23 protein-coding genes are annotated in these 22,572 nt (G+C 43.9%); all 23 read right to left on the bottom strand.

Annotated features, from left to right (window positions below; translation table 11 throughout):
• Window positions 1-301 precede the first annotated feature (301 nt).
• Entirely contained in the window at window positions 302-1,480 is a 1,179-nt protein-coding gene (locus EV212_RS11310; RefSeq protein ID WP_132093347.1) for a UxaA family hydrolase, read from the bottom strand.
• Window positions 1,480-1,791, bottom strand: coding sequence for a UxaA family hydrolase (locus EV212_RS11305; protein WP_132093344.1), 312 nt, complete (start codon window positions 1,789-1,791; stop codon window positions 1,480-1,482). Before EV212_RS11305 ends, EV212_RS11310 begins: the two co-directional genes overlap by 1 nt.
• Window positions 1,792-1,804: 13 nt before the next feature.
• Window positions 1,805-2,740, bottom strand: a complete 936-nt coding sequence (locus tag EV212_RS11300) for a thiamine pyrophosphate-dependent enzyme (RefSeq protein ID WP_132093341.1) — start codon at window positions 2,738-2,740, stop codon at window positions 1,805-1,807.
• Between the two features lie 13 nt (window positions 2,741-2,753).
• Window positions 2,754-3,935 (bottom strand): pyruvate ferredoxin oxidoreductase, encoded by a 1,182-nt coding sequence (gene porA, locus EV212_RS11295; protein ID WP_132093338.1) that lies wholly within the window; start codon window positions 3,933-3,935, stop codon window positions 2,754-2,756.
• The gene (locus EV212_RS11290) at window positions 3,935-4,240 is read right to left on the bottom strand and encodes a 4Fe-4S binding protein (RefSeq protein WP_132093335.1); all 306 of its coding nucleotides are present in this window, start codon (window positions 4,238-4,240) and stop codon (window positions 3,935-3,937) included. Before EV212_RS11290 ends, porA begins: the two co-directional genes overlap by 1 nt.
• Before the next feature lie 2 nt (window positions 4,241-4,242).
• A complete protein-coding gene (locus EV212_RS11285; RefSeq protein ID WP_132093332.1) occupies window positions 4,243-4,821 on the bottom strand; it encodes a 2-oxoacid:acceptor oxidoreductase family protein in 579 nt (192 codons plus the stop codon).
• Between the two features lie 94 nt (window positions 4,822-4,915).
• Complete coding sequence (locus tag EV212_RS11280; protein WP_165873365.1) at window positions 4,916-6,469, bottom strand: L-lactate permease; 1,554 nt, start codon at window positions 6,467-6,469, stop codon at window positions 4,916-4,918.
• 344 nt (window positions 6,470-6,813) lie between these two features.
• Window positions 6,814-8,169, bottom strand: a complete 1,356-nt coding sequence (radA, locus tag EV212_RS11275) for a DNA repair protein RadA (RefSeq protein ID WP_132093326.1) — start codon at window positions 8,167-8,169, stop codon at window positions 6,814-6,816.
• 86 nt (window positions 8,170-8,255) lie between these two features.
• Window positions 8,256-8,666, bottom strand: a complete 411-nt coding sequence (locus tag EV212_RS11270; protein ID WP_132093323.1) for an endosialidase — start codon at window positions 8,664-8,666, stop codon at window positions 8,256-8,258.
• A gap of 113 nt (window positions 8,667-8,779) precedes the next feature.
• The gene (locus EV212_RS11265; protein WP_132093320.1) at window positions 8,780-11,233 is read right to left on the bottom strand and encodes an ATP-dependent Clp protease ATP-binding subunit; all 2,454 of its coding nucleotides are present in this window, start codon (window positions 11,231-11,233) and stop codon (window positions 8,780-8,782) included.
• 55 nt (window positions 11,234-11,288) lie between these two features.
• A complete protein-coding gene (locus tag EV212_RS11260; RefSeq protein ID WP_132093317.1) occupies window positions 11,289-11,687 on the bottom strand; it encodes a GntR family transcriptional regulator in 399 nt (132 codons plus the stop codon).
• 79 nt (window positions 11,688-11,766) lie between these two features.
• Entirely contained in the window at window positions 11,767-12,549 is a 783-nt protein-coding gene (locus EV212_RS11255; protein ID WP_132093314.1) for an HAD-IIA family hydrolase, read from the bottom strand.
• A 100-nt stretch (window positions 12,550-12,649) separates the two neighbouring features.
• Window positions 12,650-13,921, bottom strand: coding sequence for a phosphoribosylamine--glycine ligase (gene purD / locus EV212_RS11250; protein WP_132093311.1), 1,272 nt, complete (start codon window positions 13,919-13,921; stop codon window positions 12,650-12,652).
• Window positions 13,918-14,553: a phosphoribosylglycinamide formyltransferase gene (gene purN, locus EV212_RS11245; RefSeq protein WP_132093308.1), complete on the bottom strand. Its 636-nt coding sequence runs from the start codon at window positions 14,551-14,553 to the stop codon at window positions 13,918-13,920. Before purN ends, purD begins: the two co-directional genes overlap by 4 nt.
• On the bottom strand, window positions 14,547-15,572 hold the full coding sequence (gene purM / locus EV212_RS11240) for a phosphoribosylformylglycinamidine cyclo-ligase (protein ID WP_132093305.1): 1,026 nt from the start codon (window positions 15,570-15,572) through the stop codon (window positions 14,547-14,549). Before purM ends, purN begins: the two co-directional genes overlap by 7 nt.
• A 15-nt stretch (window positions 15,573-15,587) precedes the next feature.
• Window positions 15,588-16,943, bottom strand: a complete 1,356-nt coding sequence (purF, locus tag EV212_RS11235; RefSeq protein ID WP_132093302.1) for an amidophosphoribosyltransferase — start codon at window positions 16,941-16,943, stop codon at window positions 15,588-15,590.
• Window positions 16,944-16,957: 14 nt separating this feature from the next.
• Window positions 16,958-17,473, bottom strand: a complete 516-nt coding sequence (gene purE, locus EV212_RS11230; protein WP_132093299.1) for a 5-(carboxyamino)imidazole ribonucleotide mutase — start codon at window positions 17,471-17,473, stop codon at window positions 16,958-16,960.
• 18 nt (window positions 17,474-17,491) lie between these two features.
• A complete protein-coding gene (locus EV212_RS11225; protein ID WP_132093296.1) occupies window positions 17,492-18,622 on the bottom strand; it encodes a 5-(carboxyamino)imidazole ribonucleotide synthase in 1,131 nt (376 codons plus the stop codon).
• 159 nt (window positions 18,623-18,781) lie between these two features.
• A complete protein-coding gene (locus EV212_RS11220) occupies window positions 18,782-20,857 on the bottom strand; it encodes an aminopeptidase (RefSeq protein ID WP_132093293.1) in 2,076 nt (691 codons plus the stop codon).
• 16 nt (window positions 20,858-20,873) lie between these two features.
• Window positions 20,874-21,206, bottom strand: a complete 333-nt coding sequence (locus EV212_RS11215) for a hypothetical protein (protein WP_132093290.1) — start codon at window positions 21,204-21,206, stop codon at window positions 20,874-20,876.
• A complete protein-coding gene (locus EV212_RS11210) occupies window positions 21,196-21,645 on the bottom strand; it encodes a VanZ family protein (protein WP_207669102.1) in 450 nt (149 codons plus the stop codon). Before EV212_RS11210 ends, EV212_RS11215 begins: the two co-directional genes overlap by 11 nt.
• Window positions 21,646-21,728: 83 nt before the next feature.
• Window positions 21,729-21,881, bottom strand: coding sequence for a hypothetical protein (locus tag EV212_RS13495; RefSeq protein ID WP_165873364.1), 153 nt, complete (start codon window positions 21,879-21,881; stop codon window positions 21,729-21,731).
• 13 nt (window positions 21,882-21,894) lie between these two features.
• Window positions 21,895-22,572, bottom strand: a complete 678-nt coding sequence (pyrE, locus tag EV212_RS11205; RefSeq protein ID WP_132093283.1) for an orotate phosphoribosyltransferase — start codon at window positions 22,570-22,572, stop codon at window positions 21,895-21,897.

Genomic DNA, 22,572 nt, shown 5'->3' with positions numbered 1-22,572 from the left:
GTCCGTTCAGACTCATCAAGTGTTCACAGTCAAGAACTTTCGGGATTGTTTTATTGTTTAATTGTCAATGTCCATTTTTTGATGTTGCTCATTTCTGTCGTGCAACTTTTATAGGATAACACAGTTGCAAGCTTTTGTCAACATCTTTTTTTATTTTTTTAAGTTGTTTTTTCAACTTGTTTTGCTCTCTTGCGACAGCTTTGATAGGATACCATTTTTTTTTTAGATTGTCAATACATAATTTAAAAAAACTTTAAAAAGGTCGTGGATATGCCATAAAGGCATTTCCACGACCGCAATATCAGATAACCGGACCAAGGCAATGAATATCTATGGATGTAAAATACTGAATAGCTTCATTTTTTGTCATTTCGCCATTAAGTACACGCAACATTTTCTGGAATGCTATCTCGCCGATCTCATCAATACTGTTTTTGCCCTCGATGATAACGCCGGCATTAACGTCCATATCATTCTTCATGTGCTCATAGGTATTCGGATTGCCACAAATTTTAATCACTGGCATACACGGGAATCCCTGAGGTGCGCCGCGCCCTGTAGAGAACATCATGAACTGAGCTCCTGTAGCTGCCATACCTGTAAGGATTTCCGGCTCACGACCCGGAGTGTCTTTGATCCATAATCCTTTACAGCCTGCTGCATGCTCAGGATATTCAAGAACACCCTGAATTGGCCGGCTTCCGGATTTCATAATAGCTCCAAGGCTTTTCTCCTCGATAGAACTTAAACCACCGGCCATATTACCAGGCGTCGGTTGACCTTTTCTCATATCGCATCCAATGGCTTTCGCACGAGATTCCATTGCATCGACAATCTGGTAGATTTTCTGTCCTACCGGACCGTCTTCTCCGCCAACGGCACGTTTGGCCAGAAGATGTTCTCCACCGATAAATTCTGTGGTTTCACCAAAGATAACCGTTGCGCCAAGATCCACAAGCTTATCTGCAACATAACCGATGACACAATTGGAGGCAACACCGGAAGTTGTATCGGAAGCACCGCATTTAATAGACATGACAACATTAGAAATATCCATCTCTTCGCGCTGCATTCCGGATATTTCAAGCACCATATTGCGTGCGATATCTGTTCCTGTCTGAATGGCATTAGATACTCCGCCAAGTTCCTGTATGCGAATGATATCAACCGTCTTACCGGTAGCAGCAAGTTCTTTGTACATCCGTTCCACATCTGTGCCTTCACACCCAAGACTTACAATGAGTACGGCGCCCAGATTTGGACTCTTACCAAGACTGATCAGTGTATCGGTAACTCTTTCCAAGTCCGGAGGCATCTGGCAACACCCCTGATGATGCGGAAATGTTACGCATCCCTGCACCTGCCTGCAAATAGCTGATGCCACATCAGAAGCGCAGGTTACACTTGGGATGATGCCCACATAATTTCTGATTCCTATCTGTCCGTCGGGACGTGGATAGCCTTTAAACACATATCCCATTATTCATGTCCTCCTTCCAAATCTCCGCGGCCACGCTGGCTGTCCATATTATGAACATGAACATAGTCTCCGGCAGCAATCTCCTGAGTCGCAACACCAATTGCCTCACCATATTTAATAACCTCTTCACCAGGATGGATATCTGTCAGTGCCACTTTATGTCCATAAGGAATATCAGACAAAATTCGAATCTGAGATTTATTTCCCTTTTTGTCTACAACATCTGCTGTCATATCTGCTGTCACATTATTGGTAAAAACAGTCGCCACATTGTCTTTATCAATTGCTTTTAAAGCAAATACATTTCCCATGAAAATCCCCCCTTTATGCGTTTGCACGATTCAGCAGATCTTCCCATCTTCTATCTACTTCGGCCTGAATCTCAGCGATCAGGTGCTGATTCTCAGGTTTAAAGAGATGTGCAAATCTTCCCTGAGTCTTTAAGAACTCTTCAATCGGAAGTTTCTGTTTTGGTATATAATTAACAACCCATTTATCTCCATCATAGCATTCAAACAACGGCCAGAAACATGTATCTACTGCAGCCTTGCAGATGTCCATAATATCCGGTGTATTATAACGCCATCCACGTGGACAAGGCGCCATAATATTCAGGAATGCTGCACCCGGCGTATAAATTGCCTTTTCAGATTTAATATGAAGATCTTTGAAGTTCTGTACAAAAGTTGTCTGAGCCACATATGGAACATGGTGAGCTGCAATAACTTCTGCCAGATCCTTACGATTCTGAGGTTTTCCGTTGCTGACCGTTCCTACTGGGGTTGTTGTAGTATCTGCATATTGTGGTGTGGCAGAAGAGCGCTGAATACCTGTGTTCATGTATGCTTCATTATCATAGCAGACATAGACCATATCTGTATTTCTTTCCATAGCACCCGAGAGGGACTGGAAACCAATATCATAGGTACCACCATCGCCTCCAACAGCAATAAACTTATATGTACTGTCAATTTTACCCTTTTTAGCCATGGCACGGTATGCTGCTTCGACACCGGAACATGTAGCTGCAGCATTCTCAAAAGCTGTATGAATATAGGAATCTTCCCATGCTGTATATGGATAAATGAAAGTAGAAACTTCCATACAACTTGTTGCATTACTGATAACTGCATGATCTTCCGGCTTTACAGCCTTTAATACGTTGCGAAGTGCGATGGACGCACCGCATCCTGCACACATTCTATGCCCGGCTGTTAATCTGTCCGGACGCTCCATATATTCTTTAAAATTATATGCCATCGTTGATTCCTCCTTATCCCCTTAATGACAGGTAACGATAAGCCTGTCCCACTGTTCCGTCTGCTTCGATTTTCATCATATCTTCATAGACACTTGTAAGACTTGCCACTGTCACATCACGACCGCCGATACCGTAAACATAGTTAACAACCTTTACTTTTGAACCCATGTCATACAAAGCGCTCTTAACATCTGCGCCCAGAGGTCCATTTAAGGTATTAAAGCTTTCTGTACGGTCCATGCAGGCAACAACTTTTACATTTTTGAGTGTTTCTGCCACCTGAGAAGCCGGGAATGGACGGAACATACGAATCTTTAAAAGGCCGGCTTTGATTCCTTTCTCACGCAAAGCGTCTACAGCATCCTTACCTGTACCTGCAGCACTTCCCATAATGACCATAGCGTAATCGGCATCATCCATCTTATAAGCCTCAAAGAAACCATAATCTCTTCCAGATATCTGCTTGAATTCTCTGGCAACTTCGAGCATAACTTTCTTAGAATTCTCCAATGCCTCAAGATTGGCTTTTTTAGATTCCATAATATACGGTGGATTCGCATAAGGACCAACCGCCAGCGGTTCCTGCGCATTTAAAAGATAATGTTCCGGTTTATATTCACCTACAAACTTCTTAACGAGATCATCTTCGAGAAGTTCAATATTTTCAACGCCGTGACTGATAATAAAACCATCCTGGCATACCATGATCGGGAGACGTACATCCGGATGCTCTGAAATTCGAAAAGCCTGGATCATATTGTCATACGCTTCCTGATTGTTTTCAGAAAAAAGCTGAATCCATCCTGCATCACGGGCTCCCATGGCATCTGAATGGTCGCAGTTAATATTAATCGGGCCAGAGAGAGCACGATTGACAAGAGCCAGAGCCAACGGCAATCTGTCAGAAGCTGCGACATAAAGCATTTCCCACATAAGTGCAAGCCCACAGGATGATGTTGCGGTCATAGCACGAGCGCCGGCAGCAGATGCGCCAATCGTTGCGCTCATCGCACTATGTTCACTTTCTACAGGAACAAACACGGAGTCCACCTGACCGTTAGCCACATAACTCGAAAAATACTGTGGTATCTCAGTCGAAGGTGTGATAGGAAAAGCAGCAACAACGTCAGGGTTAATCTGGCGCATCGCTGTAGCAATAGCCTCATTACCGGATAATCTTTCTCTGATAGACATTATTTCTCACCTACTTTCATAGTAATAGCGCCAAATGGACATACTTTCGCACAAATACCGCACCCTTTACAGTGCATCATATCAAATTCCTCACGTTTTTTATTTTTTACAGGAATTGCCGAATCCGGACACGCCGGAACACAGAGCAGACACTGCTTACATTTTTCAACATCAAAGGCCGGCGTATCCACACGCCATTCACCTGTATTAAACTGTACGGCTGTACTGCCGCCGGTAACAATTGCACCCGGATTCAAATTCTGCCATGTTACCATAACGTCTTGTTCTTTTATATCTGTTTTCATAATCAGTTAACCTCCTTCAACGCAATCTCAAGAGCCTTCATATTGCCATCGATCACCGCCGGCTTGGATGCAAATTTGTGAGCATAGGATTTATGCATGTCCTCAAGGAAAGCTCCTTCTTCCATAACACCGGTAACTTTTACAACAGCTGCCAGCATTGGAGAGTTCGGGAAATATTTTCCAAGCGCTTCCATGGAAATTTTCCTGGCATCAATGGTGTAAATATCGCCATGATAGCCTTTTTGGGCAAGCTCTGCTTTTACTTCTTCTTTACTTCTTTGAGTATTAACGATAATTGCTCCGCCTTCTTTGATACCGGATGCCACATCAACACATTCAATCAATGTCTCATCAACAACAACGACATAATCCGGATCGTAAATATTGGAATGTACGCGGATAAGATTTTTACTCAGTCTGTTATAGGCAGTAATCGGAGCGCCCATACGTTCTGGCCCATACTCAGGAAATCCCTGAACATACAAACCATTATTGAAAGCCACATCAGCCAAAAGAAGGGCTGCTGTTTTAGCTCCCTGCCCACCACGGCCATGCCATCTGATTTCAATTAAGTCTTTCATTTTTTATTACCTCCTGTTTTATCTCAAGGCGGTGGCAGGGCATTCACTACACCCTGCCACCGTTTGTAAGCATGAATATGAATTCAATTATTAATTATAATACAACTGCAAGAACATAAGATACGATACATACAATAACACCCAAGCCAATACAAATACCAACGGTTTTACTCATGATCTTGCCATCAGAACCACTGGCACCGATAGCTGCAACACCGATCGCGATACTCTGTGGAGAGATAAGCTTACCAATGCCGCCGCCGGCCAGGTTTGCAGCGACAAGCATAACTGGGTCGGCCCCAATTAATTCTGCAACCTCATACTGCATCTTAGCAAACAGAACACCGGAGGATGTTGTGGAACCTGTAACGAATGTGCCGAGGATACCACAGATTGGTGCAAACAGTGGGAAAATGGAGCCCGTCAGCGCTGCAAGCATTTCTGCAATAGACGTTGTCATTCCACTGTAACCCATAACTTTCGCCAAAGCGATGATGGCGATAACAGTAACCATAGCCTTCCACATATTCTTCAATGTCTGACCAAGAGTGGAAATCATCTCGCCAACTCCCATATGCTGAGCAAAGCCACCGATAATACCTGCAAAGAGAATCAATGTACCAGCATTGCCAATCCATGACAAACTGATCGTAGAGGCGCCTTCACCAGCATAAACAGAAAACTTGGTGGTAAACTGTGCAAGGAAACTGTTGACAGGTGCAACCAGTTTAGATGTTCCAAGCAGGAAAACGAGCATTAATATATAAGGAAGTACAGCCGCACCCATACCAAATTTGGCCTCGACTGCTTTTTCATTATCTGTATCTGCTGTAATCATATATGCAGGATCATCTGTAGGTTTCATTTTCTTTGCAAAAACAACAAGAGCAATCAAACAGATAACACAACCGATAAGGTCAACAAATTCAGCGCCTACAAAATTGCCGACAAGAGCCGCAGGAACAATGTAAGAAACGACTGCAACAATTGTAAACGGAATCATGCCTTTAAAAGGATTTTTGCCGCCACAGGATTTTCCAGTCATCCAGATAATGATAAATGGAACGATGATCGCAGGGATAATCAGCATGTTAATAGCCGGTCCGGAAAGCAAGGCCGGATCAAGGCCAACAGCATTGGCAGTGGATGTTGTCGGAATAGCAACAGAACCAAATGGCGGTGCGATGGAATTGGCAACCAGGCATACTACAGCAGAAAAGATCGGATCAAATCCAAGACCGACCATCATTGCTGCAGGAATGGCAACAGGCGTACCGAATCCAGCGATCGCTTCCATGAACCCCCCAAATCCCCATGTAAGGATCATAACAAGAACTCGTTTATCATTTGTAACAGATGTTAACAGACGTTTGATCATTTCCATAGCGCCTGTTTTCACACAAACATTGTATGTAAACATAGCAGCAAGGATAATAAGACAGATCGGCCAGATTGCACTAATCGCACCTTCTAAAGCAGCCGTAAGAGACTGAGCCACTGACAGGCTGAAGGATGGAATAAGCAAACTTTCAACAATAGAGATGCCCAGTGCAATGAGACAGCCAATATAGCCAGGCATTTTGAGCACCAGGAAGGCAATGAACAGCCAAATGATCGGCAACAATGCCAAAATAAATTCTAAACCCATAATAAACCCCTTTCCTGGATATACTAACCTTTTCTTCATCCATTTTCCCATTGGCGCAAACGTCTGAAAATCGCCCTCCGACAAAAACAGATAAATTCAAAAGTTATTATCCATATAAAAATATCGTACTACCGACAGAATAAATATCGTTACTATTCTGTCCGGTATATTTTGTTAAATTATACTATATTTTTTGAAAAATGTCTATTATTTTTCTTGTTTTTTGTCAAAAAATTTAATTTATTCAAATTGTTTATTTTTTAACCATTTTAACGCTTTATTTGTTTAAATTGTTTATTTTTTAACCATATTATCCAATTTTTTGTTGAATTGTTTATTTTTTATCACAGTTTACCCATCAATTCTCTGAGATTCGATATTCCTGTAAGTTCAATTTCTTCTTTATCGACCCCTGTCATATTTACTTTTGGAAGAATACACCGTTGAAACCCAAGTTTTTTAGCCTCCTGAATACACTGGGCTGCCATGCTGACCCCCCGTACTTCTCCGGCCAATCCGACTTCCCCAAAAACAATCGTCTTTTCATCCACCGGAAAATCTTTATAACTCGAAATAATTGCTGTAACAACAGCTAAATCCAATGCAGGAGCATTCAGCTTCATCCCTCCGGCAATATTCACATAGGCATCCCAATTGGACAGTGATAAGCCAAGCCGTTTTTCAATAACAGCCATCAGTAAATTGACCCGGTTATAGTCCATTCCGGCAGCTGTTCTGCGGGCCATATTAAAATTTGTCCGGCAGACGAGAGCCTGCACCTCTACCATTACCGGACGGGTTCCCTCCATTAAACAGGCCACTACTGAACCAGAAGCTCCTTCCGGACGACCATCAAGAAGATATTGTGACGGATTTAACACTTCCGTCAGCCCCTTCTGGCCCATTTCAAAAACACCAATCTCATTCGTTGAACCAAAACGATTTTTCACACTGCGCAGTATCCGATAAACAGCATGGCGCTCCCCTTCAAAATATAAAACCGTATCTACCATATGTTCAAGGACACGTGGTCCGGCCACAACCCCTTCCTTTGTCACATGACCAACGATAAACACTGTCACTCCCAAAGTCTTTGCGATTTTCATAAAAACGCCGGTAGATTCACGAACCTGGGATACGCTTCCAGGTGCCGAACTAACATCACTTTTACACATCGTCTGAATGGAATCAATAACAACCAACTGTGGTTTAATCCGCTCGATGACCTCCTGAATCGCCTCCAGATCTGTTTCACACAACATCATCAGATCACCACCATGATTTCCAAGTCTGTCTGCCCGAATCTTAATCTGTTGAAGAGATTCTTCGCCGGAAATATAAAGGACCTTGTGCTTTTGCGATACAAGAAGCAGACACATCTGAAGCAGCAAAGTAGATTTTCCAATTCCGGGATCACCTCCAACTAAAACCATGGAACCTTCCACAATGCCACCACCCAGTACCCGGTCAAATTCCCGGATTCCGGTGGATATCCGTAAACTATTTTCTCCGCTTACCTTTGAAAGCAGCGTCGGATTCTGTTTTTTTATAAGTGACGCCCTTTTCTGAGAATTTCTGGTGACAATAACTGGTTCTTCCACAAATGTATTCCATTCTCTGCATCCCGGGCACTGTCCCATCCATTTAGCCGATTCATACCCACAAGACTGACAATAAAAAACGTTTTTCCCTTTTGCCATAATGCCTTTCCTTTCTTACTGCACATTTAAATCAATACTAAAAAAAATGGGCTGTCACCATCGCAACAGCCCAATTACATCTTCGGTTACATTTTCTTTACAACAACACTTTCAGGTTTACCAGTAAACTCCACACTGATGACCAGCTTGCCGCCAAGATTTGTTTTCATTGTACCCATATGAAAACCGTCAATCATCACTTCATATTCGCTCTCTGCTTCCAGTTCCAGAGTAACCTGCGCCTGTTCCTCACCCTCAACCTGAAATTCAATCATCTGATCTGTCACTTTCATATGATGTACGGTAGTTCCTGGTACAGATTCATAGATAAAAGATTCATTCTTCTCAAGTTTCGTAATCTCCTTAAAGGTTTTTACTTTATAGCTATCTCCCTGAAACTCAAATCCAGACAACTTGGATTTTTGTTCTAAAGTATAATCACCAAAACTTAATGTTCCATCAGATTCTGAACGAATCAATTCACTAATTACTGCCATGGTATTTTATCCTCCTAAATTAGAACACTGCTTTATCTAACAGTATGTCTTTACATCCTTGACAAGACCGAAAAATCTTATCAACTATGCTCATTATATCTTATTTTTTTTATTTACGCCAGAGCATTCGGCGAGTTTATAGAAATTTTAATTTCTTTTCCATTCAAGGTCAGACGCACCTCATCTCCCCGCTGTATCTTGCCTCTGAGAATCTCCTCTGCCAAAAGGTCTTCCACCTTATTCTGAATTGCCCGTCTCAGCGGTCTGGCCCCATACACCGGGTCAAATCCGGCTTCAGACAGCATACGGAGAACACCTTCGGATGCATGAAGCCCGATTCCCATCTGTTCCAACGCTCTCTCAGAAATTTCATTCATCATAATGCTCACGATCTTTCGGATATGATCCTGAGTCAAAGAGTGGAAAACGATAATATCATCAATTCGGTTTAAAAATTCCGGTTTAAATATATGCTTTACTTCTTCCATAACAGCCGACTTCATCCGGTTATAATCGGCTTTTTCATCATCTCCCGATAAAAATCCTAATTTTTTCGGTGCAATGATACTGGATGCTCCTGCGTTTGAAGTCATAATAATCACCGTGTTTTTAAAATCCACCCGCCGTCCCTGAGAATCGGTAATATGCCCGTCATCAAGCACCTGAAGCAGAATATTGAACACATCCGGATGCGCCTTTTCAATCTCATCAAAAAGCAAAATCGAATATGGATTTCGGCGCACCTTCTCGCTGAGCTGGCCGCCTTCATCATAGCCCACATATCCCGGAGGAGAACCGATCAGCTTAGATACGCTATGCTTCTCCATATATTCGGACATATCCATCCGGATAATATTATTCTCAGAGCCAAACATTGCCTCGGCCAACGCCTTGGATAACTCTGTTTTGCCGACCCCTGTCGGTCCCAGGAACAGAAAAGAACCTATCGGACGTTTCGGATCTTTTAAACCCACACGTCCTCGCCGAATGGCTCTCGACACGGCCGTCACTGCTTCATCCTGTCCGACGACCCGTCGATGGAGCGTAGCCTCCATTCGCATCAACCGTTCCGATTCCTTTTCTTCCAGCCGCTTTACCGGAATCTTCGTCCAACTGGATACCACATCGGCAATATCCCTTTCCTGTACAACAATCTTTTTCTTATTGCGCCGTTCCACACTTCGCTGCATGGATGCGATTTCCGCTGAAAGAAGTCTCTGTTCCTTTCCAATCTCCGAAGCTCGATTCAGGTCACCGGAAATAATCGCCGCCTCCTTCGCTTCGTCCAGAGTTTCCATCTGTTTCGTCAGGTTTTGAAGCTCACCGCTCAGGCTCATTGATGATAACTTCACCTTTGCAGAAGCTTCATCGATCAAATCGATGGCTTTATCCGGCAAAAAACGATCATTAATATAACGCACAGACATTTTCACCGCCGCCTCGACAGCTTCATCCGAAATTGAAACCTGATGATGCGCCTCATAGGCCGGACGGAGTCCCCGTAAAATAGCTACACTTTCTTCCTCACTCGGCTCATTGGTCATTACTGGCTGGAAACGACGTTCTAATGCCGCATCCTTTTCGATATACTTACGATATTCTTCAATGGTTGTGGCACCAATAACCTGAATCTCACCTCTGGCCAGGGATGGTTTTAATATATTTGAAGCATCCAACGCGCCCTCTGCACCGCCGGCACCAATGATCGTATGAATTTCATCGATAAAAAGCAACACCTGACCATCATTCTTAACTTCGGCAATCAGATGCTTGATTCGCTCCTCAAATTCTCCCCTGTATTTAGAACCGGCCACCATAGCAGACAGGTCCAGTGTCATCAGACGTTTATCTTTTATCGTATCCGGCACACTTCCCTCTGCAATCCTTGCAGCCAATCCCTCGACCACTGCTGTTTTTCCGACACCCGGTTCTCCGATCAGACACGGATTATTTTTCGTTCGCCGACTCAGAATCTGGACCACCCGCCGGATCTCTGCATCTCTTCCGATCACTGGATCCAGTTTTCCTTCTTTTGCCATGCGGGTCAAATCCATACTATAGCTCTCCAACGCCGAGTTTTTCTCCTTAGAACCATTGTTCTTTCCAGCCATATATTCCTTTGCCATCGCCGTATTCATGCCCATAGCCGCCAGCAATTCGGAATAAATCTTCTGAATACTCACTCCAAGTGTATTTAAAAGGCGCAGCGCAATACAGTCCTTCTCTTTTAATAAAGCAATCAACAGATGTTCTGTCCCTATCTGTGTCTGATTGAGCCGTGCTGCCTCCCGGCTGCTGCACTCCAGTACCCGACGGGCTCTCGGCGTATAATCCGCCACTTCTCCGGACATCATATTGCCATCATTGATCAGCTGCTGAATCAAACGCAACATCTGTTCTTCCGTAACATCGTTCTGCAACAGAACCTTCGACGCAAGACCATCCACCGCACGAATCAGTCCTAACATCAGATGTTCGGTTCCGACATAGGTGTGATGAAGCTCTTCCGCTATATCTCTGGCATACTCTACTGCCCTTTCCGCCTGTCTTGTCAAACGATACTGCATAATCAACCTCCTGTTTGTCTATCTCTGTGAAACTTTCCCTGAGGAAAGTTCCGTATTATATCTCATCATAGTCGTCTTTGTCCGGATGCATAAAAGCATCATAAATTGCATCCACCATCTCATGTACTTCTTCTCTGCCGACGTTTTTACACATGGCCTCAGCCAGAACCGGCTGAAGCATATTCATGATCTGCTGAGATGCCAACACCTGATCGTAGTCGATTGCAATGACTGCGCCTTTCCGGCGATCCAGCTTAATATATCCTTCCTGCCTTAAAACTGAATAAGCTTTGTTCACCGTATGCATATTAATTCCTATATGGTCTGCCAGCTGGCGTACGGAAGGCAGGGAATCTCCCACAGTCAACTGAGACGTAGCAATTCCCATGACAATCTGATTGCGAAGCTGAATATATATCGCTTCATCACTGTTAAAATCAATTTTAATTATCATACTATCACCCGAATTCTATCTTTTGAATCGTTACACTTGTTATATATATAATATAACAAGTTGTTTGTGATGTCAATGCTTATAGATAATCAATCATTGACTTCAGTGAATCAAAAACACCATCCGGTTTCACATCTGATTTTTCGATATCCTCGGCTTTTGTCTCTCCACTGAGGACCAGAAGTCCTGCCGCTCCATTATTGACCCCTGTGGCCACATCCGTATACAGTCTGTCGCCGACAAATGCAATTTCCTCTTTTTTATGTCCGGTCCTGGCTAAAACCATATCCACCGTTTCGCCGCAGGGTTTTCCCAAATATCTTGGCTCCACTCCTGTAGAAAGTGTAATAGCCGCACACATAGCTCCACAGTCCGGTATAAAACCATTTTCAGTCGGACAGTTAATATCTTTGTGAGTAGCAAGGAAAACAGCTCCCTGACGGATATAAGTGCATACTCTTTCCAGTTTTTCATAGGTCAGAGTCATATCAAATCCAACGACTACCACATCCGGCATATCTTTCGTCAAACAAATTCCTGCTTCCCGAAACACTTCTTCCAGGGCCGGCGTGCCGGCCAGATAAACTTTTTTTCCCGGATAATTTGTTTTCAGATACTCGACCGTGACATCCCCCGACGTCATAATGTCCTCACAGGTTACCCGACAGCCCATACGGTTTAATTTTTCCACATACATTGCTCCGTTTTTTGACGAATTATTTGTAAAGAATACAAATTTTCTTCCGGTTTCACGGACTCGCTCTATAAATTCCAGGGCGCCGTCAATCAGATTTTCCCCAAGATAGAATGTACCGTCCATATCCAGTACAAATAATTTAATTTTATCAAAAAGCGCTTTCATAAGCCCTCCTCCTCTTCCGTACAGATCCGGATTTTAATTTAAAAAAAAGTCGATAAGTTCATTACCGACTCTTTTTCTTCTGTTCATTATACATGAAGTTTTATGCTTCATCAATAGCCTTTCCAATATCATGGCGCATGTATTTATTGTCAAAACGTACCCATTCGGTCGCTTTATAAGCATTTGCCCGGGCTTCTTTCAAGTCACTGCCCTTTGCCGTCACGCCGAGAACACGGCCGCCGTTTGTAACGATGCCTGCCTCTGTGCGTTTTGTTCCTGCATGAAAGCAGTAGTAGCCATCATGTTCCTTAAATGTATCCAACCCATCGATGACAAAGCCTTTATCATATTTGACCGGATATCCAGCAGAAGCCAGCACGACACAGACCGCCGCATTATCTTCAAATTCCAGCTGTATCTCATCCAGCCTGCCGTCAATACAAGCCTCAAAAACATCGATAATATCCGTCTTCATCCGAGGAAGTACAACCTGAGCTTCCGGATCGCCAAAACGAGCATTGTATTCAAGTACTTTAGGACCATCCTCTGTCAGCATCAGTCCGACGAAAAGAATTCCGACAAAATCCCGGCCTTCAGCTTTCATGGCTGCCATCGTTGGCTTATAAATATTTTCTTCACAAAAAGCTGCTATTTCCGGTGTGTAGAATGGACTTGGAGAGAAAGTTCCCATACCGCCGGTGTTCAATCCCTGATCACCGTCTTCTGCCCGTTTATGGTCCTGAGCAGAAGTCATCGGAACCACATGCGTTCCATCGCAGAAGCAAAGTACAGAAACTTCCCGGCCGGTCATAAACTCTTCGATAACCATACGATTTCCGGCTGAACCAAACTGTTTATCTTCCATAATGGTCTTTACACCATCTTTAGCTTCTTCTAATGTATTACAGATCAAAACACCTTTACCCAGGGCCAGACCATCTGCTTTCAGAACAATCGGCATTTTTGCGGTTTCCAGATATTCCAGCGCTTTCTGCGGATCATCAAAATTCTCATAAGCCGCTGTGGGGATATGATATTTTTTCATTAAATCCTTTGAAAATGCTTTGGAGCCTTCGATCATTGCCGCAAGCTGTCTTGGTCCGAATACCCGCAGCCCTTTCTCTTCAAAAGCATTGACGATACCGCCGACCAAAGGATCATCCATACCGACAACCGTCAGGTCAATGCCTTCCGCCACGGCAAACTCTGTCAATTTATCAAATTCCATGGCACCGATATTGACACATTCCGCATATTCTTCAATACCCGCATTGCCCGGCGCACAATAAATCTTATCTACACGCTCACTCTGAGCCACTTTCCATGCAATGGCATGTTCTCTTCCGCCGCTTCCTACAATCAGAACTTTCATGCTGTTTCCTCCTCTATGATGACACGGCCATCCTCGACCTTCACTTTACCCGCTGCAATTAAATCAATTGCTTTCGGCATAATCTGCCATTCCGCCTGTTCCATAATCCGGCGCTGTAAAATTTCCGGTGTGTCTCCGGTTTTTATTTCCACAGCTTTCTGCAGAATGATCGGTCCCGTATCCGTTCCCTCGTCAACAAAATGCACTGTGGCCCCGCTGACCTTAACACCTCTGGCCAGCGCCGCTTCATGAACACGCAGCCCATAATAGCCCGTACCACAAAAGGAAGGTATCAGGGATGGATGAACATTGATGATCCGATTTCTGAAATTCTGTATCATCTCCGGTGGAATGACCACCATAAATCCAGCCAGAACAATCAAATCTACATTTAAATCCATCAGAGTTTTTAAAAGGGTCTGATTAAATACTGCTCTGCTTTCAAAATCCTTCGGTGATATGCACATGGAAGGAATATGATGTTTCTCAGCTCTCTGAAGAGCTTTTGCATTTTTATTATTGGAAATGACCATAACGATTTCCGTATTTTTTATCGTTCCGTCCTCGATACGGTCAATGATCGCCTGAAGATTTGTTCCTCCTCCGGATACAAGCACCGCAACTCTCAGCATAATGTCACACCTGTTTCGCCTTCCACAGTTTCACCGATCACATAAGCTGTTTCACCTGCTTCTTCAAGCAGGGCCAGAGCTCTATCCTTATCTGACGGATTCACTGCAATAACCATACCGATACCCATATTGTAAGTATTATACATGACTTTTTCTTCCACATCACCCTTCTCAGCCATCAGCTTAAAAATAGCCGGAACTTCATAGGAATCTTTATGGACCACAGCGCGTACACCTTCCGGAAGCATTCTTGGAATATTTTCATAAAAACCGCCGCCGGTAATATGGCTGCAGGCCTTTACTTTCACACCGCCCTTTTTCAGGTTCTTTAATGCTTTGACATAAATTTTTGTCGGAGCAAGAAGGGCTTCGCCAAGGGTTTTTCCAAGGCAGTCATAATATGTATTTAATGACTCTTCTGTCATTTCAAAAATTTTACGTACAAGAGAAAAACCGTTGCTGTGAACACCGGAGGATGCGATACCGATCAGGGTCTCGCCGCCCTTTAATTCCTTTCCTGTGATCAAATCCTTTTTATCAACAATACCTACAGCAAATCCGGCCAGATCGTACTCATCTTCCGGATAAAAGCCCGGCATTTCTGCCGTTTCGCCGCCAATCAATGCCGCTTCGGACTGAACACAGCCTTCGGCCACACCACTGACAATCGTTGCGATTTTTTCCGGATAGTTTTTACCGCAGGCAATATAATCCAGGAAAAACAACGGCTCACCACCGGCACAGGCAATATCATTCACACACATAGCCACACAGTCGATACCGATCGTATCATGTTTTCCCATGATAAAAGCCAGTTTCAATTTCGTTCCGACACCGTCCGTACCGGAAACCAGCGTTGGCTCTTCCATATTTTTAAATTTCTCCAGGCCAAAAGCTCCGGAAAAACCACCAATATCTGTCAGTACTTCCGGCCGCATTGTCTTCTGCACAAATTTTTTCATCAACTTCACGGATTCATATCCCGCTTCAATATCTACTCCTGCATTCTTATAGTCCATAATTCATCCTCCTATTTACTTCACCGGATATTCACCGGTAAAACATGCCATACATAATGTGTTTTCTGTGCCTTTGCAGGCTTCTTTCAATCCTTTGACTGACAAAAAGGCCAGTGAATCTGCTCCGATCATATCCTGAATCTCTTTTGTTGTTTTATGACTTGAGATCAAAGAAGTCCGGTCCAGATCATTGCCGCCGAAATAGCATTCATTTTTAACCTCCGGCGCTGCGATTCGCATATGAACCTCCTTTGCTCCCGCATCCCGCAGAAGATCGACCAAAAGCCGTCCGGTCGTTCCACGAACCATCGAATCATCCACTACAACGACCCGCTTGCCACAGACACGACTTTTAATAACTGCCAGTTTCATCGTCACTCCCCGACGGACCATATCCTCAGTCGGCTGAACAAATTTATTACAGTAAAATTTATTTTTCAGGAAAGCATCTTCCAGCGGAAGATTTAATGCCTTTGCATAACCGGACGCTGCTGCAAGTCCGGAATTTGGCACCCAGACAATGACATCCGCATCTGCCGGAGCCTCTTCCGCAAGAATTCTCCCCATATCCTCTCTGGCCTCAAAAACCTCAATACCATTCAATACACTATCCGGTCTTGAGTGATAGATATATTCATAGGCACATAAAGCTCGCTTTTCTTCATGAATCTGCTGGAATGATTTAATACCATCCTGATTAATCGTCACAATCTCACCCGGCATCACTTCCCGGATAACTTCCACATCCAGCTCATTGTAAATACATGTTTCCGAGGAAAAGTAAAGAGAATTTCTCTTTTTCCCAAGAATCAGAGGTTTCATGCCCAGTGAATCCCTCACTCCGATAATCTTTCTCGGTGTCATCACGAGCAGAGCGTAAGCCCCGCGAAGCTTCGGCATTATATCCGCAATAGCTTCCTCAATGGTTTCAAAACGATTTCGTGCTCTGGAAATGAGAACAGAGATGATTTCCGCATCATCCGAGGTCTGAAAAACAGCCCCCTGAAGTTCCAGCTCTTTCCTAAGTTCCTCCGTATTTACCAGGCCGCCGTTTAAGGCTACGGCCATCTGACCGCTGGTATAACGGATAACAATTGGCTGTGCATACTCCCGAACATCACTTCGGTTTGAATGAAGCACATGACCAATCCCGGCATGGCCCTCCATACGGCTGAGAAGATTTTCATCGAAAACATCAATGACCATACCATCCTCTTTTTTATATTTAAACTGACCGTTCTGATTGATACATATACCCGTCGCATCCATTCCTCGATGCTGCATGGAAAAGAGTCCATAATAAATCGACGCTGCGGTACTGAAAGCATCGGTGTTATTGTTGTACATGGCAAATAATCCGCTGCGACTCATAAAACCCCCTCCTATTACATCTGCTTCAAATATTCTTCATATTTAACGCCTTCTAATTTTTCTGCTTTTTTTAAAACGGTCTGATTCAGACCCTCGGCGTAATCTTTTAAGCGTTTGGAAAGTTCGCCATCGGTTGTCGCCAGAATCTTTGCTGCCAGCAGCCCCGCGTTCTGAGCGCCGTTGATGGCCACGGTTGCTACCGGGATTCCCGGAGGCATCTGAACAATGGAGTACAGCGAATCCACACCGCCGAGAGCTTTTGTCTGTACCGGTACACCGATGACCGGAAGAACTGTCATCGCTGCCGTCATTCCCGGGAGATGAGCGGCGCCGCCGGCTCCGGCAATGATTACTTTAATGCCTCTTTCTTCCGCTGTTTTTGCATATTCACATAAACGATCCGGTGTCCGATGGGCCGATACGATCGTCAGCTCATAAGCTACCTTCAGTTCATCCAATATTTCTGCCGCTTTCGACATGACTAGTAAATCTGAATCGCTTCCCATAATAATTCCAACTTTTACGTCCATGGTACTTTCCTCCTGATTCTAAAATGATATTTTTGAATGGGCCAGACGGGCTTTCGAAAGCGCTTCTTCCACTGTCGGCGCTGTCACTGTAATATGTCCCATCTTCCGGCCTTTAGATACTTTTTCTTTGCCATAAATATGTACCTTCACTTCCCCAATGGCATAAGCCTCATCCAGTCCTTTGACCTCTGCTTTGTCCACCGGATACTGACCGATAATATTTTTCATGACTGTCGGCCGGAGAAGTTCTGTACTTCCCAAGGGCAGGCCGAGGATTCCACGGATATGATTCTCATACTGAGAAGTCACACAGCCTTCAATCGTATAATGTCCTGAGTTATGCGGTCTCGGTGCCAATTCATTGACGAGGACCTGACCGTCTCCAGTGACAAATAATTCGATACACAGCATACCACAGGCATTAAAAACATGGACCGCCTCTCTGGCAATATCCATTGCTTTTTTTGTACATTCATCACTGATATCCGCCGGAACAGTCGTCTCATCCAAAATGCTGTCTTTGTGTACATTTTCCGCCACCGGGAATACCTTTACATCGCCGTTTACACTGCGGCAGACAAGTACGGACACTTCCTTTATAAACGGACAGAAGGCCTCTACCATGAGCGGCAGGCTGCCTGCTCCTAAAGCTCCAAACGCGCTTTCCACGTCGGCTTCTGTGTTCACCGGTGCATTGCCTTTACCGTCATAACCGCCGGTACAGGTCTTTAACATCATCGGATAACCAAATACTTTTCCAGCCTCCCGGATATCTTCCGGCGTTTCCACTTTCTTAAAATCCGGTACCGGAAGTCCATGTTTTTTCAGCCATTCCTTCTGATGATATTTGTTCTGAATGTGAAGCAGTGTCTCGCTGGACGGATAGACCTTATGCCCTTCCGCCTCAAGCTCCTGCAACGCTTCCGCATTAATATGTTCAAATTCATAAGTCACCACATCGACTTTTTCAGCCAGTTCATGGAAGGCCCGAACATCGTCAAATTCTGCCACAATGTGCTCATCCGCAATACTGTCTGCCGGACACTTTGGTGTCGGATCCAGAATCACAAAATAAGTATCCAGACGTTTTGCGTCCAAAATCATCATCTTTCCAAGCTGGCCGCCGCCAATAATTCCTATTCGATACATACGCTAAAGCCTCTCTTTGTCATATTCAAGTACGTCCTGGCGCACTAAACTATTTTCATTGTACCTGTCCATTTTTTATCCGTCAATAGCCGTCCACCAAAAAAAGGCCCGAAACAGGGCCTTTTTTTTCGACTTATTAAAGGCGCTTATTAATGTTCATTAATGAATGTTAAGCGGCATGTTTAAGTCCTCCGTTCCCTCCAAAATGAAACGACCGTCCCGTAGAATTGGAAACATATTTTCATCTTTATCAATCACCAGAATCTCTTCAATTTCATCGTATGGAATCGTAATGTCCGTATGGCAGTTAAAATAGGCCTGAAAACCTTCTTCATTTCGTCGGGCTGAAATTTCATTTTCCCTGGCAATAATTTCTTTACCGTCCGGATTAAACACCGCATGATCCTCCGCTCGGGAATAACAGGTATCCCCAATCGCAAAATGAGGCCCCATTTTTTCCACGATCAGTATCGGCAGCCGCTCGGTAATCCCATATTTTCTCGCTGCCGCATAAGCCGTCGTATTCGTCCCGATGGCAAACTCTCCGAGGGGCAGACTATCCCGCCCGCCCAAAAGATAGTCTTTGATCAGACGTCGATTGCTGTCCCTGTTTTCTGAATTGCCACAGTCGAAGCTCACAATCCGGCCATCAGCAAAACGCAGCATCAGGTCTTTAAAATAAATTCCGTTTAAATAGACACTGGTGGCATGGAGCAGTCCTTCTGTACCCGTCAGCATCGGACTGGTAAACACTTCACCAAGAGGAATATTGACATCGGCACAGCAATTTTCAAAATTCGTCTCCTTATCCGGATGTTTCAATGGGTGAAGCCGTACCTTCATCACAGTTCTGTTAGGATATTTTCCACGGACATAAACATATTCCCCTTTGTCCAAAACGTCAATGAGCTTCTGCTGAATCTCCCGGTAGACATTATTATCCAGTGTATTCACTTTGACAATTTCATCAAAGACCGCTTCGTAATCCCGTCCAATATCCGGTGTCGGAAAAGCAATGATGGTAAAGCTGATTTCAGAACTTTTCATATACTGTTCCGCCAATCCGGCCTGAAGATCAGAAAACTCTGCCTCCAGTTTTTGCTGCTTTGGACTGAGGTGGCAGGCATTCTCCTTGACAGCCGGAGCAAATGGCAATTCGCCAAAGGTCTCAAAACAAGCGGGCCCTGCATTGACAGAAATCCATTCCCGGCATTCTTCATAGGCTTTTTTCAGCGCCGCAAGATACCGGTTGGCCATAGCCCTATCATAATAAAGAGCCTTATCTTTACAATGGTCAAACTCAAATTGAGGATTGACACTTTTTCCCTGATATCCAATACGTACCTGACGGCGATTGAGAATGGTTGTTGACGCCGGGAAAAAGACCGGTTCCAATCCCCGCTCCCTGAATTTCTCCACAGCGCTGCGGAACACTCGTTCAAAGCCAAGACTGCCTCGAACCGTCACATATTTTTTATTTTCTAAAGATATACGATTGATTTCAAATCCGCGGATATACCCGTCTACAAAGGTTTCCGCCATGGCATTAATGGCTTTTTCTGAGAGCCGATTCATATATTCTGCAGTTCCAAGCTCGGTATCAGATATGTACTCTCCAAATCGATATAAATATCTGAGGTCCGTTAAATCTTCCGACATGATAATCGATTTAATGGACGAAAAATCCGGCTCCTGCTGCTCATGAATCCGCCAGGACACCATCTCATCGCTGTAATCACTGACATACCAGTAAACAGCCTTCGCAATAGCTTCGACAGAAGGCAGAATACCCTCTTCTTCTCCATAGACAAAATCTGTATAAACTTCCACAAACAATTCCCATAAAATGACAACAGCTTCCAAATGGCCCGTCATCCATTGAGAAAAAGACCGGTAAATCTCACTGGCCAAAAATGAAAAAAGCTGGCCATATGCTTTTCCAAAAGACTCTGTTGTCCTGTCCGGATTGGCGTAGCTGATCTCATAATCCTGCCGCAGTGGCCGATACATCTCTTCATAAAAGGACTGCCATTCTTCCAATGACCAGTCTTTAAAATCATGGGACAACTTCCATTCCCTGAAATTATCCAACCCAATCATCCAGGAGGCCATCTGTGAAAAAAAGTCTTCCCAGGGGAATCCCTTCGTCGTTCTTTTTCCAATTTCTTCAGGAATTTCCCGAACGCGCATCATGACGAGCTTGTACCGTTCCATCAAAAATGTTTCTTCTTCCATTTTTACTCCCTGATTTCTATAAAATAACCTTCAAAATTCCTATAAGGAAAATGACCACATGACATACAGCGGACGCTGCACACACTCTGTAACCAATATACAGACATTTTCCTGCCACATCAATTCTGGACTGATTCTTTCTGGTGGTGACTGCACCTGCAATGCTGGCGACCATCGTCACATAAGGTATCAAACAGAATGCGCCGCTCATTGTGCCATTTTTATAAATGCCAACTCCAATAAAGAAAAACAGCACGGCAAAAGATATAATTCCCACGGCAAATGCGTACTCTCCCGACTTTGTCCACCGCTTTTCAACCTTCGTAAAACTGTATACTTTATTTGACAAACCACTGCCTCCTTATCTGATTCATCAGCCAGAACACTATGTAGCCAATGATACCCCCCACTGTATTCAGAATCAAATCGTCCACATCGAAGGAACCTACCTTGAAGATCAACTGGATACATTCAATAAATAAACTCAATAAAAATGTCAGACCCAGGACCCGAAAAAACCTCCGGTTCTTTCTGCTGACAATGGGCACCATCACTCCAAATGGGATGAATGCCAGCACATTTCCAAAAAGATTCAGTAAAAATGCCTCAATGCCCACCAATTCTCTATATGTATAAAACCTCATAATCTCTTTAAATGGTACAAGATTATAACGATATGTATTCTGCACCTCCGTCCGGCCATAGCCTTCGCTCCAGAAACAGACATAGGCCAGAACCATCAAATATATAATCAGGAACACGACTGTGCCCCATTGGATTTTCTTCATTTTACACCTTCTATATAACTTTAAAACGAAAGAAAAGGACATTCACAAGTCCTTTTTCTTTCGTTTTCTGAAAAAATCAACTTTTAGAAAAGCAAATGCCGTTTATCATTCAATAATCGGCCGCCGCAGACGATCGATAAAACACCCACCGTCACACCAACAATGATAGATACAATACCCATGGCGATATTCGTGCCGCCGATACGTCCCATTGATTTATAAAGCTTTTCATCCATAGAGCATCCTCCTCTATTTGACACCGTACTGTGCATAATAAGCATCAATTGCTTCTTTCAAAGTATCATCGATAATGATCTTGCCCTTATACGGTCTATTATACAAATATTCAACAACCTCTGCCATGGATACAATCGCACTTGTCTCAAATCCATATAAATCTTTAATTTCATCCAAAGCGCTCTTCGCGCCACCCTTACCGACTTCCATACGGTTCAGAGAAACGATAAGACCTTTAATTTCCACATCTGCCTGAGCCTTAATGATCGGGAAAGTTTCTTCGATGGATTTTCCGGAGGTTGTCACATCTTCGATAATAACGATCCGGTCACCGTCTTTGAGTTTTGTTCCGAGCAGAATACCTGTGTCCCCGTGATCCTTCACTTCTTTACGATTGGAACAGTAACGAATATCCTTTCCGTATAACTCACTGATCGCCATTGTTGTGGCAACTCCCAGGGGAATACCTTTGTAAGCCGGTCCAAATAACACATCAAAATCCAGACCGTAGTTATCATGAATCGCCCTGGCGTAATATTCACCAAGACGGCGGAGCTGTGTGCCTGTCACATAGGCTCCTGCGTTCATAAAAAACGGAGATTTTCTTCCGCTCTTTAATGTAAACTCACCAAATTTGAGTACATCGCTTTCGACCATAAATTCAATAAATTCCTGTTTATATTGTTCCAT

Origin of the sequence: Frisingicoccus caecimuris (assembly GCF_004340975.1) — a bacterium.
Taxonomy (GTDB): domain Bacteria; phylum Bacillota; class Clostridia; order Lachnospirales; family Lachnospiraceae; genus Frisingicoccus; species Frisingicoccus caecimuris.
Note: the sequence above shows the minus strand (reverse complement) of the source record. Positions and strands in the feature narration are given on the sequence as shown.

Bases quoted from the DNA above. Each gene is read 5' to 3' on its own strand.
- EV212_RS11280 (WP_165873365.1), bottom strand. From the start codon at position 6,469: ATGGGTTTAGAATTTATTTTGGCATTGTTGCCGATCATTTGGCTGTTC.
- EV212_RS11255 (WP_132093314.1), bottom strand. From the start codon at position 12,549: ATGAAAGCGCTTTTTGATAAAATTAAATTATTTGTACTGGATATGGAC.
- EV212_RS11265 (WP_132093320.1), bottom strand. From the start codon at position 11,233: ATGCAGTATCGTTTGACAAGACAGGCGGAAAGGGCAGTAGAGTATGCC.
- EV212_RS11285 (WP_132093332.1), bottom strand. From the start codon at position 4,821: ATGAAAGACTTAATTGAAATCAGATGGCATGGCCGTGGTGGGCAGGGA.
- EV212_RS11225 (WP_132093296.1), bottom strand. From the start codon at position 18,622: ATGTATCGAATAGGAATTATTGGCGGCGGCCAGCTTGGAAAGATGATG.
- EV212_RS11300 (WP_132093341.1), bottom strand. From the start codon at position 2,740: ATGGCATATAATTTTAAAGAATATATGGAGCGTCCGGACAGATTAACA.
- EV212_RS11220 (WP_132093293.1), bottom strand. From the start codon at position 20,857: ATGGAAGAAGAAACATTTTTGATGGAACGGTACAAGCTCGTCATGATG.
- EV212_RS11270 (WP_132093323.1), bottom strand. From the start codon at position 8,666: ATGGCAGTAATTAGTGAATTGATTCGTTCAGAATCTGATGGAACATTA.
- EV212_RS11310 (WP_132093347.1), bottom strand. From the start codon at position 1,480: ATGGGATATGTGTTTAAAGGCTATCCACGTCCCGACGGACAGATAGGA.
- purE (WP_132093299.1), bottom strand. From the start codon at position 17,473: ATGGACGTAAAAGTTGGAATTATTATGGGAAGCGATTCAGATTTACTA.
- purD (WP_132093311.1), bottom strand. From the start codon at position 13,921: ATGAAAGTTCTGATTGTAGGAAGCGGCGGAAGAGAACATGCCATTGCA.
- pyrE (WP_132093283.1), bottom strand. From the start codon at position 22,572: ATGGAACAATATAAACAGGAATTTATTGAATTTATGGTCGAAAGCGAT.
- EV212_RS11290 (WP_132093335.1), bottom strand. From the start codon at position 4,240: ATGAAAACAGATATAAAAGAACAAGACGTTATGGTAACATGGCAGAAT.
- EV212_RS13495 (WP_165873364.1), bottom strand. From the start codon at position 21,881: ATGGATGAAAAGCTTTATAAATCAATGGGACGTATCGGCGGCACGAAT.
- purF (WP_132093302.1), bottom strand. From the start codon at position 16,943: ATGAGTCGCAGCGGATTATTTGCCATGTACAACAATAACACCGATGCT.
- purN (WP_132093308.1), bottom strand. From the start codon at position 14,553: ATGCTGAGAGTTGCGGTGCTTGTATCCGGAGGAGGAACAAATCTTCAG.
- EV212_RS11260 (WP_132093317.1), bottom strand. From the start codon at position 11,687: ATGATAATTAAAATTGATTTTAACAGTGATGAAGCGATATATATTCAG.
- purM (WP_132093305.1), bottom strand. From the start codon at position 15,572: ATGGACTATAAGAATGCAGGAGTAGATATTGAAGCGGGATATGAATCC.
- EV212_RS11305 (WP_132093344.1), bottom strand. From the start codon at position 1,791: ATGGGAAATGTATTTGCTTTAAAAGCAATTGATAAAGACAATGTGGCG.
- radA (WP_132093326.1), bottom strand. From the start codon at position 8,169: ATGGCAAAAGGGAAAAACGTTTTTTATTGTCAGTCTTGTGGGTATGAA.
- porA (WP_132093338.1), bottom strand. From the start codon at position 3,935: ATGTCTATCAGAGAAAGATTATCCGGTAATGAGGCTATTGCTACAGCG.
- EV212_RS11210 (WP_207669102.1), bottom strand. From the start codon at position 21,645: ATGAAGAAAATCCAATGGGGCACAGTCGTGTTCCTGATTATATATTTG.